Raw genomic sequence first — 15,590 nt, 5'->3', positions numbered from 1 at the left:
CCGCCGAACCGAGCGGTCGTGCGGGCGCGCTTCCCCGGCGCTCCCCCGCCCGGCGCGCACGCGGCGAAGCCGGGCATTCGCCCGCGCCGCCGCCGCGCCGCGCTCACATCGGCATATCGCGCAGCTTGCGCTCCTGGTCGGTCAGGCTGCGCGAGAACCCCGGGTTGCGGAAGATGCGGTTGCCGTAGTCCTCGATCGCCTTGCCGTCCTTCGGCAGCGGCACGTCCAGCGACGGCAGGCGCCAGATGATCGGCGCCATCGCGCAGTCGGCCAGGCTCATTTCCGGGTTCAGGAAGAACTTGCTGGCCTTGAACAGCGGCACCGAGGCGGTCAGCAGTTCCTTGAGCCGCTTGCGCGCGGCCTCGGCCTGGACCTTGTTGCCCATCTGGATGGCCTGCACCTGCGGCACCCAGTCGTGTTCCAGGCGCAGCATCGCCAGGCGCAGGCGCGCGCGGGAGAGCGGATCGACCGGCATCAGCGGCGGATGCGGATAGCGCTCGTCGAGGTACTCGCTGACCACGCTGGCCGCGTACAGGACCAGGTCGCGCTCGACCAGGGTCGGCACCGAGTGATAGGGGTTGAGGTCGACGAGGTCTTCGGGCGGGTTCTGCGGATCCACCGGGATCAGGTCGTAGCTGACGCCCTTCGCCGCCAGCACCAGGCGGACGCGATGGCACAGCACGCAATCGGTGGACGAGAACAGAGTCAACGCATTACGCATACGGGGGCTAGCCGCCATCATCGACCTCTCCAGCGACCGGAATCCGCCAGTCGCAAGACGCCCTCCACCCTGCGTGGAAGGTCGTCACGGCCTCGAGTCCGTCACCGGCTTTGCGCAGGTTGTCGGCTCGCCAGACCGTCAACCCTAACGGAAAACCCGCGCTTGTGGCGCGGGTTTTCCAGGCGAACTCCGTCAATGTTCCACGTCGCGCCAGTACTCGGTCTTCAACAAATACGCGAGGAAGGTGAACAACGCGAGGAACAAGATCACCCAAACGCCGAGGCTCTGGCGCTTGAGCGCCGCCGGTTCGCCGGCGTACTCGAGGAAAGCGGTGATGTCGCGGGTGGCGGTGCGGAAGCCGGCTTCGTCGAGCTTGCCGGGTTGCGCGAGCGTCAGGCCGTGCACCGGACGGTCGCCGGTGGCCTTGTCCGCCTCGCCGTATTCGGCGTGCTGCAGGCCCTGCAGCTCCCACAGCGGGTTGGGCATGGACGCGTTCGGGAACAGCTTGTTGTTCCAGCCCAGCGGCCGCGACTCGTCCAGATAGAACTGGTTGAGGTAGGTGTAGACCCAGTCGCTGCCGCGCACGCGGGTGATCAGGCTCAGGTCCGGCGGCATCTTGCCGAACCACTGGTTGGCGTGTTCCGGGGTCAGGCTGACCTGGATCTGCTCGCCGAACTTGGCGCCGGTGAAGTTGAGGTTGTTCATCACCTCGTCTTCGGTCAGGCCCAGATCCTCGGCCATGCGCGAGTAGCGCAGGTACTTGAGCGAGTGGCAGCCCGAGCAGTAGTTCATGAACAACTGGGCGCCGCGCTGCAGCGAGGCGCGGTCGTTCAGGTCGGTGCCCGACTGCATCAGGTTGCCGCCTTCGGACGCGAAGGCGGTGGCCGACACGAGCAGGCCGGCGACGAAGGTGGCGAGCTTCTTCACGATGCGGGTCTTCTTGAAGGACGGCTGGCTGTGGTTAGTCATGCATCGTCACCCGTTCCGGCACCGGCTTTGTTTTGTCCAGCTTCGTCCACAAAGGCATGGTGATGAAGAAGGCGAAGTACAGGAAGGTCAGCACGCGGCCGATGATGGTCTCGACCGGATCGGTGCCGGGGCCGGCGCCGATCTTGCCCAGCCACACGAAGCACACCGCCAGCAGCATCAGCATGAACTTGCTGAGGAAGCCGCGGTAACGCACCGACTTGACCTTGCAGCGGTCCAGCCACGGCACCAGGAACAGGATCGCGATCGCCAGGAACATCACGATCACGCCGCCGAGCTTGTCCGGGATCACGCGCAGCATCGCGTAGTACGGGGTGTAGTACCACACCGGCTTGATGTGCTCCGGCGTCACCAGGCGGTTGGCCTCGGTGAAGTTGTCGTGTTCCAGGAACCAGCCGCCCATCGCCGGGGCGAAGAAGATGATGAAGGCGGCCAGGATCAGGAAGAAACCGACCCCGAACAGATCCTTGACCGTGTAGTACGGGTGGAACGGAATGGTGTCGATCGGCTTGCTGGCGTCCCAGCGGTTGCCCTTCGGGCCGTGCTTGGTGTCGACGCCTTCGGGGTTGTTGGAACCGACTTCGTGCAACGCGCCCAGGTGCAGCACGACCAGCAACAACAGCACCAGCGGCAGCGCGATCACGTGCAAGGCGAAGAAGCGGTTGAGAGTGGCGTCGCCGGGCAGGTAGTCGCCCATGATCCACTCGGTCAGGCCGTTGCCGATCACCGGAATGGCGCCGAACAGCGAGATGATGACCTTGGCGCCCCAGAACGACATCTGGCCCCACGGCAGCACGTAGCCCATGAAGGCTTCGGCCATCAGCACCAGATAGATCAGCATGCCCAGGATCCACACCAGCTCGCGCGGCTTCTGGTACGAGCCGTACAGCAGGCCGCGGAACATGTGCAGGTACACGACGATGAAGAACAGCGAGGCGCCGGTGCTGTGCATGTAGCGGATCAGCCAGCCCCACTCCACGTCGCGCATGATGTACTCGACCGACGAGAACGCGTCGGCCGCGGACGGCTTGAAGTGCATCGTCAGGAAGATGCCGGTGACGATCTGGTTGACCAGCACCAGCAGCGCGAGCGAACCGAAGTAGTACCAAAGATTGAAGTTCTTCGGCGCGTAGTACTCGGTCATGTGCTTGCGGTACATCGGCATCATGCCCGGCGCGCGGTCGGTGACCCAGCCGAAGACGTTGTTCGCGGTACGCGTAAGGATGTTGGCCATGGCTTATGCCCCCTTCGCCGGATCGACGCCGATCACGATCGTGTTGTCGTTCTCGTAGTGGTGCGGAGGCACCAGCAGGTTGATCGGCGCGGGCACGCCCTGGAACACGCGGCCGGCCATGTCGAAGCGCGACTTGTGGCAGGGGCAGAAGTAGCCGCCCTTCCATTCGGTGTCGAACGGCTCGGGCCGGATCTCGGCCTTCATTTCCGGCGAGCAGCCCAGGTGGGTGCACAGGCCGACCAGGACCGAGATGTCGGGCTTGAGCGAGCGCAACTCCGGGCTCGCCTTGAGCACGTAGTCGGGCTGCTGGTCCTTGTTCCCGGACTTGGGATCGCGCAGGCGGCCGTCGAGGGTCGGCAGCGCGTCGAGGATCGCCTTGGAGCGCTTGACGATCCAGATCGGCTGACCGCGCCACTCCAGGATCAGGCGCTGGCCTTCGGCCAAGCCGGTGATGTCCGCGGTGATCGGCGCGCCGGCGAGCTTGGCGCGGGCGCTGGGATTCCACGACTTGATGAAAGGAACCGCCGCAAAACCGGCTCCGACCGCTCCGACCACCGCGGTGGTCGCGGTGAGGAACCGACGTCGGCCCGTGTTGATAGGATCGTTGACCCCTTGGTTGGCCATCCGGCACTCCGCGAAATCTGCAATTCGAGGGTAACGCCGCACAACCCGGAACCGATGGCTAGAAACCAAACACAACCACTGGCGTAAGGCTGGCGGCTCAAAAGACGGGGAAGTGTAGCGGAACCGTTAAGGGCGCGACAATCCGCGCTCTTGCAAATCCGCGACGGGCCTCGCCCGGACGCGACCGCGCGCACAAGCCCCGGATTCGCAAGGCATTCGCTGCGCGCGAAGGACGCCGGCGCGGGGCCGGCGCGGAACCGATCGCCCGCGGCGCGCGAACGCGGCTTTGCCCGCGCGGCGCTCGGCCCTGTTCGGATCGGCGCGCGGGCGTTGCCGCTTGCGGCCGTTCGCACAAGGGCGTTCAGGCGGACGGGCGAGCTCCGGCGGCGGCGGAAACGGCCGCGCGCGGGCCCGGGCGCCGCGCTCAGCGCTGCACCACGGTGGCGGCGCGGTAACGCTGGGCCAGGACCGCGACGCGCTGGACGTAGCGCTGGGTCTCGGCGTACGGCGGCACGCCGCGGTACTTGTCGACCGCGCCCTCGCCGGCGTTGTAGCCGGCCGCGGCCAGGGTCAGATCGCCGTTGAAGCGCTTGAGCAGCCAGGCCAGGTACTGCACCCCGCCCTGGATGTTCTGCCCGGCGTCGAAGGCGTTGCCGACCCCGAACCGGCGCGCCGTCGCCGGCATCAGCTGCATCAGCCCCTGCGCGCCGACCCGCGACATCGCATTGGGGTTGTAGGCCGATTCGGCGTGGATGATCGCGCGCACGATCGCCTCTTCGACCCCGTGCTGGCGCGCGGCCGCGGCGATCTCGCCGGCGTAGGCCACGGTGTTGAGGCGCAAGGTGCCGAAGTTGACCCCCGGCTGGACCGCGCAGGCGAAGCAGGTCTCGATGAAGCTGTAGCGGATGGTGCGCACTTCGGTCGCATTGGCCATGCCCTTGGGCCGCTTGCTGACGTAGTGGCGCACGCCGTCCTGGACGTAGGAATAGATCTGGCCCTGCACCAGCCGGGTCGGCGGCTTCGCCGGGACCACGGGGACGACGACCGGCGCGGGCGCCGCGACGGCGGCCGCGGCGGGCGTTGCGGCCGCGGCCGCTCCCGCGTTGAGGCCGCCGGCGGCCATCGCCGCAGCGGCGCCGTTGTAGGTGGCCGGCGGATTGCTGTGGGCCGAAACCGGGATCGAGCCGTCGCCCGGGGTGGTCACCGCGCCCATCGCCGGCTTGGGCGGGGCGTAGGACACCGGGGTCGGGTTGCGCGGGCGGCTGTCGCGGCTGGTGTACTGGCTGACGACCGTGCAGGTCGCGCCCTTGACCTTCTTGCTGACGTAGCTGCGCTCGCCGCCGGGGCCGTCGCAGCGCCAAAGCGTGCCGGCCGCCGCCGGCGCGAACGCCAGCAACCCCAACACCCCCATCAGCAGCGCGCTCCCCCTCATCCGGCGCAGTGTCCCCCGCCACGGCGGGACTGCCAAGTGGTTGATCGCAAAACGTGACCGCGCGCGCGGCTCGGGGCCGCCGCCGGCTCATCGCGCGGCCGCGCCTGCGCGGAGCGGAGGAGTGGAGAGGCCCGCGGCGGCCACGCGGGCGCCCGACCGTCGCCCGCGCAAACCGCCCGCCGCGCCGCGCTCGTTTCCCCCGCCGGTTCCGGGGATAATGCGCGGTCCATCCCTCCGGCGCGGACTAACCGCCGCCCTCCCCGGACCCGACTATGACCGACCTGCATCCCCTGCCCGCTCTGCCGGGCGCCGCCCAGCCGTCCCGGCCGGGCGCCAAGAAGCTCTTCATCGAGACCCACGGTTGCCAGATGAACGAGTACGACTCGGCCAAGATGGCCGACGTGCTCGCCGCCAGCGACGGCCTCGAACTGACCCTTGATGCGGCCGAGGCCGACGTCATCCTCATCAACACCTGCTCGATCCGCGAGAAGGCGCAGGAGAAGGTGTTCAGCCAGCTCGGGCGCTGGAAGCAGCACAAGCAGGGCGAGCGCCAGGTCATCATCGGCGTCGGCGGCTGCGTCGCTTCGCAGGAAGGCGCCGCCATCGTCAAGCGCGCCCCGCACGTGGACCTGGTGTTCGGCCCGCAGACCCTGCACCGTCTGCCCGAGCTGATCCGCGCCAAGCGCGAAACCGGGCTGCCGCAGGTCGACATCAGCTTCCCCGAGATCGAAAAGTTCGACCGCCTGCCCGAGCCGCGCGCCGAAGGCCCGAGCGCGTTCGTCTCGATCATGGAGGGCTGCTCGAAGTACTGCTCGTTCTGCGTGGTGCCCTACACCCGCGGCGAAGAAGTCAGCCGTCCGTTCGAGGACGTGCTGGTGGAAGTCGCGCAGCTGGCCGAACAGGGCGTGCGCGAGATCAATCTGCTCGGCCAGAACGTCAACGCGTATCGCGGCCCGTACGGCGAAGGCGCGGGCGAGGGCCTTGGCCCGAGTGAACAGCACTATGCCGACCTCGGCCTGCTGATCCGCACCATCGCCGAAATCGACGGCGTCGACCGCATCCGCTTCACCACCTCGCACCCGCTGGAGTTCTCCGACTCGCTGGTCGAGGCCTACCGCGACGTGCCGCAGCTGGCCAACTACCTGCACCTGCCGGTGCAGGCCGGCAGCGACCGCATCCTCTCGGCGATGAAGCGCGGCTACACCGCGCTGGAGTTCAAGCAGAAGATCCGCAAGCTGCGCGCGGTGCGCCCGGACATCTCGATCTCCTCCGACTTCATCGTCGGCTTCCCCGGCGAGACCGAGGCCGATTTCGACAAGACCATGAAGCTGATCGAGGACGTCGGCTTCGACCAGTCGTTCTCCTTCATCTATTCGCGCCGCCCGGGCACCCCGGCCGCCGATCTGGAAGACACGGTCACCAGCGAAGAGAAGCACGCGCGCCTGTCGCGCCTGCAAGCGGCGATCAACGCCAACGCGGCGAAGATCTCGCAAGCGATGGTCGGCAGCGTGCAGCGGGTGCTGGTGGAAGGCCCCTCGCGCAAGGACCCGAACGAACTCACCGGCAAGACCGAGAACATGCGCTCGGTGAATTTCCCGGCGCCGGCGCGGCTGATCGGCCGCTTCGTCGATGTGGTCATCACGCAGGCGCTGTCCAATTCGCTGCGCGGCCGGGTACAGTTGAGCGACGACGAACCCGCCGCCTGACCCGCCACGGAGCCCCCGCATGGACCGCGACTTCAGCATCCGCGAAATCGGCCCGGACGAATTCGAACGCGCCTGGCCGATCTTCCGCGAAGTGCTGGCGCGCGGGGAAAGCTACAACTACGCCGCCGACCTCAACCTGGACGGCGCGCGGGCGATGTGGACCAGCCCGCCCTACCGCATGTTCCTGGCCGAAGCCGACGGCGGCGAGGCGCTGGGCTGCTACAAGCTCGGCCCCAACCAGCGCGGCCGCGGCGACCACGTCGCCAACGCCAGCTACATGGTCGCCGAGGCGGCCTGGGGGCAAGGCGTGGGCACCGCGCTGTGCGAACACTCGCTGACCCAGGCGCGCAAGGCCGGCTTCCTGGCGATGCAGTTCAACTACGTGGTCAGCACCAACGCCGCCGCCGTGCACCTGTGGAGCAAGCACGGCTTCGCCATCGTCGGCCGCGTGCCGGAGGCGTTCCGGCATCCGACGCTGGGGTTGGTGGATATCTACGTGATGCATCGGATGTTGTGAGCGCGTCAAGCGCGCTCGATCCGAATCCGCCGGGAACTTCGAGCGCCGCGAACGCCGCGCTGTCCCCGATCGCCGCGTCGTCCCGACGGCCCCCTGTAGGAGCGGCGCAAGCCGCGACCGCGCCGACCCAACGACGACGACACCCACCTACCCGTCATTCCGGCGAAAGCCGGAACCCATTTTGATTTTCGCCATTGCAAGCGCCGGCGATAACGGCGGCAAAAGCAAAGTCAAAATGGATTCCGGCTTATGCCGGAATGACGGGTAGGTAGGCGTGCGGCTACTGGGCGTTTCCAATCGCCACGCCGTTGCCTATGCCCCTGTAGGAGCGGCGCAAGCCGCGACCGCGCCGACGCAACGACGACGACACCCACCTATCCGTCATTCCGGCGAAAGCCGGAACCCATTTTGATTTTCGCTGTTGCGGGCGTCGGTGCCGATGCCGGAGCGACAGGCCGAAAAAGCAAAGTCAAAATGGATTCCGGCTTTCGCCGGAATGACGGAGAAGGTGAATGACGGAGAAGGTGAATGACGGAGAAGGCGAATGACTGAGAAGGTGGAGGCTGGCTGCAGCCGGCGCGTTGCGCAAGCGCGCCTCCGCGAACGCGCCGACGCCCCCCTACGCCATGAACCCCAAATCCCGCGCCGCGAAATTCCGCAGGTTCGGAAAGATCAAATCCAGATCCGCATCCGCGACCCCGAACCACCGCGCCAGCGTCGCCGCGTACTGATCCACCGCCGTGGTCGGAATGATCTGCCCCCAGCCGGCATCGTCGTCGCCGCCGTTGACCAGCGCCGGCATGCGCCCGAAGAAGCGTCCGCCGCGCACCGCGTCGCCGACGATGAAGTGATGCCCGCCCCAGCCGTGGTCGGAGCCGTCGCCGTTGGACGACAGCGTGCGGCCGAAGTCCGAGGCGGTGAACGCGGTCACCTTGTCCGCCACGCCCAGCTCCACGGTCGCCGCATGGAACGCGGCCAGCGCCTGCGACAACCGCGCCAGCAGCGCCGGCTGTTCGGTGAGCAAGCGGTCGTGATGGTCGAACCCGCCCATCGACACGAAAAACACCTGGCGCTTGAGCCCGAGCACCTGCCGAACCTTGATCATCCGCGCGACCATGCGCAGCTGCGCGGCCAGATCGCTGTCGGGAAACACCGTCTGCAAGTCGCTGGAGGAATCCAGCGCTGTGCCGACCGCGTCGGCGTTCTCGCGCGCGCGCCGGAACGCGTTGGCGTAGCTGCGCCCGAACATGTGCGCCTGCTGGTTCGGCGCCATCAGCGCGAGGAAGGCGCGGCGGCTGTCCTCGTCCCACTCGAAGCGGCTGAAGTGGCGCGGGCCGTCGTTGCCGATCACGTACTGGCCGCCATTCGCGGCGCGCTGCAGGATGCTCTCGAAATTCAGCGACACCGACATCGGAATGAACGAATCGGGATTGGCGTCGTGGAGCAAGTCTGAAATGCGCCCCGCCCAGCCCAGGTTGCGGCCGTCGTCGCTGCGCGAGACCTGCCAGTACTGCTGCTGGTCGTTGTGCGAGAACAGCTGCGGCGGCAGTTCCACCGCGTGATTGCCGTAATCGGCCTTGCTGACCGGCCGCACCAACGTGCCGACGTTGCCCAGCACCGCCGCGTGGCCGCCGTTGAACAAGCCTTGCAGACCGGCCATGCCGATCGCGTCGCCCTCGCTGGTGGACACCTGCAAGCCGTAGTCGGCGCCGTCGGAGGCGCCGCCGCCGGCCAACGCGTTCAACGGCAGCAGCGAAGCCTGCGGCACCGCCAAGGTGGCGCGGGCCTGGGCGTATTGCCGGTAATGCGCGTCGTCGCGCGGCACCAGCATGTTCAGCGAATCGTTGCCGCCGAACAGGAACACGCACACCAAGGCCTTGTAGTCGTCGAAGCTGGCCGGCCCGTAGGCGCGCGTGGCGGCTTCGACCAGCCGCAGATTGCCCAGCGCCGAATACAGCCCGGCCCCGCCGAGCGCGGTGACGATGGAATTGCGCAGAAAGTCGCGACGTTTCATGGCTGCGGTCTCCGCCTCACTGCTGCACGAGGTATTCGGGCGAGTTGATGATCAGGTACAGCGCTTCCTGCACCCGTTCGCGTTTGGCCGCGGCGGTGTTGGCGGGCATGCCGTTCAAGCGCTCCAACAGCACTTGCTTCATCGCCGCCGACATCTGTCCGGACAGGAACAAGGTGTTGTAGCGCTCGATCAGCTGCGCCGGCTGCGTCGCCAAGGCGACATCGCGGGTCAGGCTGATCGCGACCTCGTCGTCCTCGATCCCGTTGGGATTGCCGACGTAGGAATCGTAGATCTTGCGCATCAGATAGCTTTCGGTCGCCGGCAGCATGTAGTCGGTCGCCAGCTGCAGCTCCGGCGCGGCCATGCCGTTCTGCGAGGGCTCGCCCATCGGGCTGTAGTTCGGGCTGAAGAAGTTGAACACCGAGGGCGCGAACATCGGCTGCTGGCCGAGATTGCTGTCCAAGGTCCAGAACTCGTCGACGAATCCGGTCTTGGAGCGGCCGCCGAGCGCGCGCCACAGATGGGTCAGACGCAGCAGCGGCTCGCGCACCTTGCCGAAATTCGCCGGCTGCGCGGCCGGATCGCGCGCCTCGGGATCGAGCAGGATCGCCCGCACCACCGCGCGCAGATCGCCGCGCACGCCCTGGCCGTTGTCGTCGAACACGCTGGCGACGCGATCGACGTAACCCGGACTCGGGTTGCTGGTGATCAGGCGCTGGATCAGTTGCCGCCCGATGAACGGCCCGACGTTGGGATGGCGATGGATGTTGTCCAGCGCCGCGGTCAGATCGCTGCGGCCGGTGCCGCCGCCGGCGAGCAAGCCGCCCGGCAGCGCCGCGCCCGGGTAGTCGAGCAACTGCTTGGACTGCGCCGAGGCGTGGTACGCGGCCTGATTCTCCATCGGCGACACCCACGCCGGCGAGCTCGGCTCGTAGAAATAGCACTCGAAATCGCCGAGCGCCGCGCAGCCCTTGAAGGTCCAGCCGGTGAAGACGTGGGCGAAGCCCTTGACCGTCTCTTGCGTGTAGGTCGGCACCGGTTTGCCGTCGAGGCCGAGCAGCGGCGTGCCGTCGCGATTGAGCCGCACCAATCCGACGCTGAACAACTGCAGCACTTCGCGCGCGTAGTTTTCGTCGGGCCGGACGTTGCGCACCGGGTCGGGCTTCTGGTTCTGTAGCATCGACAGGTACAGACCCATCGTCGGATGCAGGGTCACGTCCTCCAGCAGCGTGCGGTAGTTGCCGAACGCGTCGCGCGCCAGCGTGTCGTAGTAATGGGTCATGCCCTGCGGCTGGCCGCCGAGCAGGTCGGAGGACGCGTCGGAGATCACGAAGATCTCGCTCAACGCGAACGCCACGCGCTGGCGCAGCTGATCGCGGTGGACCACCGTGGTCTTGATCGGGTCCTTGCCGCCGAGCGCGTTGACGAACCACGCGTCCACGCGCCAGCCGCGCTCAACGTCGTTGCCGGTGCCGGCGCGCGCGGCGGCGTTCTTCAAGAAGGTCAGCTGCGACGACATCGGATAGCCGAATTGTTCGTCGATCCAGGCCGAATAGCCGACTTGGCGCAGGTGCGCGATGTCTTCCAGAGTCGGGCCGAAGGTGGCCTGAGTGAGGAAGCGCGCGGCCTCGGCGTCGTTGGCCGGCATGTCGGACACCGCGAGCGCCTTCGGCGCCGCGCCGATGGCCGCGCCGTCGCGCGCCGGCGCGCGCCGTTCCGCGCCGGGATACGGCCCCAAATAATCCGGCAGCGGCGCGACCCCGCGCAACGCGAGCACGACCGCGAGCGCGAGCAACAAGCGCGGCGAAGCGCCCCACCACGCCGCGCGCAGAAGCGAAGTAGCCATCACAGGCCCCCGAAGTCAGACGACCGACGGTGTCGATCCGGGGCGCGATGCTAGGCGCGCGACGAGATTACAAGCTTGATGGCCGCCACGATTCGCGGCGGCGATGACAAGCGTCAGCGCGGCCGGATGATCGCGTCCTGACCCAGGCGTGACAGACGTCAGTCCCGGTCGGCCACAGGCGGCGGATACAGCGCCTCGCGCTTCGCGCCGGGATAGCGTCCGGCCTTGAGCACGACGTCGTACGCGCCGAGATAGCGCGGCACTCCTTCGCCGTTCCGGTCGGGCAGAATCTCCACTTCGCGCGTCGATACGCAGCTATGACGATCCGGAAAGTAGGGATAGTACGGCGTCCCGACGCAATGCCATTGAGCATCGCTGCGATACAAGTACCAGTAGCCGTACGAGTTTCCGTCCGTTTCCTTCAAGACCCGCGCGAACTCGTCGCCGCTCAGCGTTCGCGGAAAACTCGGCCAGAACACGGCCAGCGCCAAGGCGAGCAGCGCGGCGAAATGCCATCTCAGCCTGAGACGGCGAAGCGGCGGCCACTGGTTGTAGGAATCCCTGTCCTCGGCGTTCATGCGTCCCTGCCCTGCTCCTGCGTCGCCCCTCAGCGGCTACCGGCCGGCCGCTGCCACACCGGCGCGCCGTCCACGTAAGTCCCCAACAACGTCAGTTCGCGCAAGCGCTGCGGATCGATCGCCAACGGATCTTGCTCGAGCACCACGAAATCCGCGCGCTTGCCCACCGCCAGACTGCCGACTTCGTTCTCGGCGAACCCCGCGTACGCCGCATTCAGGGTGAAGCCGCGCAAGGCCTCGTACGCGGTCAGCTTCTCTTCGGGATGCCAGCCGCCCAGCGGCTTGCCCTCCGCGTCGGTGCGCGTCGCCGCGGCGAACAAGCCCAGGCGCGGGTCGGGCGATTCGACCGGAAAATCCGAACCCAGCGCCAGCCGCGCGCCGCTGTCGCGCAACTGCCGCCACGCGTAAGCGCCGTTGATGCGTTGCGCGCCGAGCCGCTGTTCGGCCCAGGGCATGTCGCTGGTGGCGTGGGTCGGCTGCATCGAGGCGATCACCTGCAGCGACGCCAAACGCGGCAAGTCCTCGGGCGCGAGGATCTGCGCGTGTTCGATGCGCCAGCGGTGGTCGCTCTTGGCCGCATCGGCGCCGAGCGCGTTGGCGTACAGATCCAATACTTCGCGATTGCCGCGATCGCCGATGGCATGGGTGGCGACTTGCACGCCGCAGCGCTTGGCCTTGGCGATGGCCTTGGCCATCGCCTCGGGCGACATGCGCAGCAGGCCGCGATTGCCGTGGTCGTCGCTGTAGTCCTGCAACAGCGCCGCGCCGCGGCTGCCGAGCGCGCCGTCGGCGTAGAGCTTGACCGTGCGCATCTTCAAGCGCCCGGACGGATGTTGGTAGAGGCCGTCGCGGCACAGCGCGTCGAGCGCGTCGCCGTCGCCGGCGGCGAAGGCGGTGATGCGCAGCGGCACTTGCTTGCGGTCGGCCAGCCGCTGATAAGCGCGCAGCGTATTCAAATCGACGCCGGCGTCGTGCACGCCGGTCAAGCCATGGCGGGCGGCGGCCTGCATGCCCAAGGTCAGCGCCTGTTCGACTGCGGCCGCTTGCAGCGGCGGCCGTGCGCGTTCGATCAGATACATCGCATCGTCGACGAACACGCCGGTGGCGCGGCCGTCGTCGCCGCGCACGATGCGGCCGCCGTCGGGTTGCCATTCGCCGCTCAGATCGCGATGCGCCGCGCGCATCGCCGCGCTGTTGGCCCAGCCGGCGTGGCCGTCCACGCGTTGCAGCCACACCGGGCGGTCCGGGAACGCGGCGTCGAGATCGGCCGCGTCGGGAAAGCGCGCGTCGGCCCAATCGTTCTGATCCCAGCCGTGGCCGATCAGCCACTGCCCCGCCGGCAGCGTGCGCGCGTAATCGCGCAGGCGCTGCACGGCTTCGGCCTTGCTGCGCGCGCCGGTGAGGTCGGCTTGCAATTGGTTGATGCCCAGCTCGAACACGTGGGCATGCGCGTCGATCAAGCCCGGCACGACGGTCGCCGCGCCGAGGTCCAGGCGCTTGGCGTCGGGATAGCGCTGCAGCAATTCCTCGCGTCCGCCGACGGCGAGGATCTTGCCGGTCTCGTCGAAGGCCAGCGCTTGCGCGCGCGGCTGCGCGGGATCGAGCGTATGCACGCGCGCGGCGGTGACGACGGTCGCCGCCTGCGCCGATGCGGCGACGCAACACGCCAAAGCCAAGGCCAGACTCATTCGCCGCGTCGCACGCATCCCCGCTCTCCGTTGGGCCGGACTGCGATGTCCGAAAGTGGCGAATGTGCGGGGTTGGGGGCGTGGGCGCAAGTGCTGACGGCGGGAAGCGAGGAACGAGTGAAGAGGAACGAGGAACTAGTCGCGGGATACCGCTTCTACTCGTTCCTCGTTCCTCTTCACTCGTCCCTCGCCCGACTCAATCCAAGCGCTTGCGGAACCTCGCCACCGCCAGGCTCATCATCACCGCGATGAAGCCCAGCAGGTACGCGACGTCGCGCCACAGCTCCAGCAAACCCGCCCCGCGCAGCATCACTCCGCGGATCAGCCGCAGGAAGTGGGTCATCGGCAGGACTTCGGCCAGCCATTGCGCCAGCGCCGGCATGCCGGCGTAGGGGAACATGAAACCGGACAGCAGGATCGACGGCAGCAGGATGAAAACGGTCATCTGCATCGCCTGGAATTGCGAGGCGGCCTTGGTCGAGATCATCAGGCCGAGCGCGAGGTTGGCCAGGATCAGCAGCACCGCCGCGGCGTAGACGTCGAGCACGCTGCCCTTGATCGGCACGTCGAACAGCCACAGGCCCAGCAGCAGCACCACGCTGGTCTGGATCAGGCCGATCAGCGCGTACGGCAGCACCTTGCCGATCATCAGCTCGGTGCGGCTCACCGGCGTGGTGATCAGCAGTTCCATGTTGCCGCGTTCGCGCTCGCGCACGATCGCCACCGAGGTGAACATCACCATGGTCATAGTCAGGATCACGCCGATCAGGCCCGGCACGATGTTGACCGGCGAGCGCCGCTGCGGGTTGTAGAACGACACCACCCCGATGGGCGCGGTCTTGCGCGGCGCGGCCACCGAGCTGTCCACCGGCGTCTGCGCCAGCTGCGCGGCGGCGCTTTGCACCACGGTGTCGCTGCCGTCGACCATCACCTGCAGCACTTCGCGGCCGTCGACGCGGCGGCGCTCGAAATCCGGCGGCACCGCGATGCCGACGCTGATTTCGCCGCGCCGGAGCATGCCGACCAGTTCTTGCGGCGTGCCCGCCTCGGCCATCGGGCGGATCACGCCGGTGGCGACCATGTCCATGACCAGCGCGCGCGAGGCGGCGGTGCCGGCCTGATCGGCGACGGCGGCGTTGAGCCCGCGCGGATTGAGATTGATCGCGTAGCCGAACAGCACCAGCTGGCCGACCGGGATCATCACGATCATCGCCAGAGTGATGCGGTCGCGGCGCAGTTGCCGCACTTCCTTGAGCACGATGGCCCACAGCCGCCGCAGTTTCATGCACCCTCCTCCCGCTTCGGCGCCGGCGCCTCGCCGCGCGTGGCGGCGACGAACACGTCTTCCAGATTGGGCTTGGCCTTGGCCACTTCGGCCTCCAGCCCGGCCGCGCGCAAGGCGTCGATCAAGCCTTGTTCGGCGGTGTCCGCGTCGGCCAGCAGCACGCGCAGGTCGTTGCCGATCTGGGCGACGCTGAGCACGCCGTCGAGATCCACCAGCGCGCGCTGCGCCTTGCGCGGCTGCGCGGCGCGCACTTCCACCGCGCGGCCCCGCAGCGCGCCGGTGAGTTCGGCCGGCGTGCCGTCGGCGACCAACACGCCGCGGTCGAGGATCGCCAGGCGATGGCAGCGCTCGGCTTCGTCCATGTAGTGGGTGGACACCAGCAAGGTGGTGCCGGCGTCGGCGAGCTCGAACAGTTTTTCCCAGAAATCGCGGCGCGACTCGGGATCGACCGCGCTGGTGGGTTCGTCGAGGAACAGCAGTTCGGGTTCGTGTATGACCGCGCCGGCCAGGGCCAGACGCTGCTTCTGACCGCCGCTCATGGTGCCGGCGAGCTGCTTCTGGCGGTCGCCGAAATGGTATTGCTCGATCAAGGCGTCGATGCGCGTACGCGCGGCGGCCTTGGGGATGTCCTGCACCGCGGCGAGGAATTCCAGGTTCTCGCGCACGCTCAAGTCCTCGAACAGCGAGAACTTCTGGGTCATGTAGCCGATCCGGCGGCGCAGCGCCTCGGCCTGCGCGGGAATCTTCAGGCCCAACACTTCGATCTCGCCTTCGCTCGGGGTCAGCAAGCCGCACAGCATGCGGATGGTGGTCGATTTGCCCGAGCCGTTGGGGCCGAGAAAACCGTACACGCAGGCGCGCGGCACGGTCAGATCGACCCGGTTCACCGCCTGCAATTGGCCGAAGCGCTTGCTCATGCCGCGCGCGCGGATCGCCGGCGCCTCGCTGTCGCGCGCCA

The 15,590-nt window shown here is 67.9% G+C and carries 12 protein-coding genes and 1 pseudogene; 2 read left to right on the top strand and 11 right to left on the bottom strand.

What is annotated here, in order from left to right; all coding sequences use genetic code 11:
- Positions 1-103: 103 nt before the first annotated feature.
- The 5 genes from J5226_RS11895 to J5226_RS11875 all read right to left on the bottom strand — a co-directional run bounded on the left by J5226_RS11895 (position 104) and on the right by J5226_RS11875 (position 4,998).
- Positions 104-739, bottom strand: a complete 636-nt coding sequence (locus J5226_RS11895) for a glutathione S-transferase N-terminal domain-containing protein (RefSeq protein WP_215840081.1) — start codon at positions 737-739, stop codon at positions 104-106.
- Positions 740-913: 174 nt separating this feature from the next.
- The gene (locus J5226_RS11890) at positions 914-1,690 is read right to left on the bottom strand and encodes a cytochrome c1 (RefSeq protein WP_215840080.1); all 777 of its coding nucleotides are present in this window, start codon (positions 1,688-1,690) and stop codon (positions 914-916) included.
- Positions 1,683-2,942, bottom strand: coding sequence for a cytochrome bc complex cytochrome b subunit (locus J5226_RS11885; protein WP_215840079.1), 1,260 nt, complete (start codon positions 2,940-2,942; stop codon positions 1,683-1,685). Before J5226_RS11885 ends, J5226_RS11890 begins: the two co-directional genes overlap by 8 nt.
- 3 nt (positions 2,943-2,945) lie before the next feature.
- Positions 2,946-3,566 carry a ubiquinol-cytochrome c reductase iron-sulfur subunit gene (gene petA, locus J5226_RS11880; RefSeq protein WP_215840078.1) on the bottom strand — a complete coding sequence of 207 codons (621 nt, stop codon included), beginning with the start codon at positions 3,564-3,566 and terminating at the stop codon, positions 2,946-2,948.
- 424 nt (positions 3,567-3,990) lie between these two features.
- Complete coding sequence (locus J5226_RS11875; RefSeq protein WP_215840077.1) at positions 3,991-4,998, bottom strand: lytic transglycosylase domain-containing protein; 1,008 nt, start codon at positions 4,996-4,998, stop codon at positions 3,991-3,993.
- A 338-nt stretch (positions 4,999-5,336) separates the two neighbouring features.
- Here J5226_RS11875 and miaB point away from each other — a divergent pair.
- Both miaB and J5226_RS11865 read left to right on the top strand, forming a co-directional pair.
- A pseudogene (miaB, locus tag J5226_RS11870) lies at positions 5,337-6,704 on the top strand (tRNA (N6-isopentenyl adenosine(37)-C2)-methylthiotransferase MiaB); the annotation flags it as partial.
- Between the two features lie 19 nt (positions 6,705-6,723).
- Positions 6,724-7,221 carry a GNAT family N-acetyltransferase gene (locus J5226_RS11865; RefSeq protein WP_215840075.1) on the top strand — a complete coding sequence of 166 codons (498 nt, stop codon included), beginning with the start codon at positions 6,724-6,726 and terminating at the stop codon, positions 7,219-7,221.
- Positions 7,222-7,840: 619 nt separating this feature from the next.
- Here J5226_RS11865 and J5226_RS11860 read toward each other — a convergent pair.
- The 6 genes from J5226_RS11860 to J5226_RS11835 all read right to left on the bottom strand — a co-directional run bounded on the left by J5226_RS11860 (position 7,841) and on the right by J5226_RS11835 (position 15,564).
- Entirely contained in the window at positions 7,841-9,235 is a 1,395-nt protein-coding gene (locus J5226_RS11860; RefSeq protein ID WP_215840074.1) for a DUF1501 domain-containing protein, read from the bottom strand.
- Positions 9,236-9,251: 16 nt separating this feature from the next.
- Positions 9,252-11,081 (bottom strand): DUF1800 domain-containing protein, encoded by a 1,830-nt coding sequence (locus J5226_RS11855; RefSeq protein ID WP_215840073.1) that lies wholly within the window; start codon positions 11,079-11,081, stop codon positions 9,252-9,254.
- Positions 11,082-11,239: 158 nt separating this feature from the next.
- Positions 11,240-11,659, bottom strand: coding sequence for a hypothetical protein (locus tag J5226_RS11850; protein WP_215840072.1), 420 nt, complete (start codon positions 11,657-11,659; stop codon positions 11,240-11,242).
- Positions 11,660-11,688: 29 nt separating this feature from the next.
- A complete protein-coding gene (locus J5226_RS11845) occupies positions 11,689-13,347 on the bottom strand; it encodes an amidohydrolase (protein ID WP_255323063.1) in 1,659 nt (552 codons plus the stop codon).
- A gap of 196 nt (positions 13,348-13,543) precedes the next feature.
- Complete coding sequence (locus J5226_RS11840; protein WP_215840070.1) at positions 13,544-14,632, bottom strand: ABC transporter permease; 1,089 nt, start codon at positions 14,630-14,632, stop codon at positions 13,544-13,546.
- Positions 14,629-15,564, bottom strand: coding sequence for an ABC transporter ATP-binding protein (locus J5226_RS11835; protein ID WP_215840405.1), 936 nt, complete (start codon positions 15,562-15,564; stop codon positions 14,629-14,631). The genes J5226_RS11840 and J5226_RS11835 overlap by 4 nt, the downstream gene beginning before the upstream one ends.
- Between the last annotated feature and the right edge of the window lie 26 nt (positions 15,565-15,590).

This window comes from Lysobacter sp. K5869, from assembly GCF_018847975.1.
Lineage (GTDB): Bacteria > Pseudomonadota > Gammaproteobacteria > Xanthomonadales > Xanthomonadaceae > Lysobacter.
This window is presented reverse-complemented; position numbering and strand designations above follow the sequence as displayed.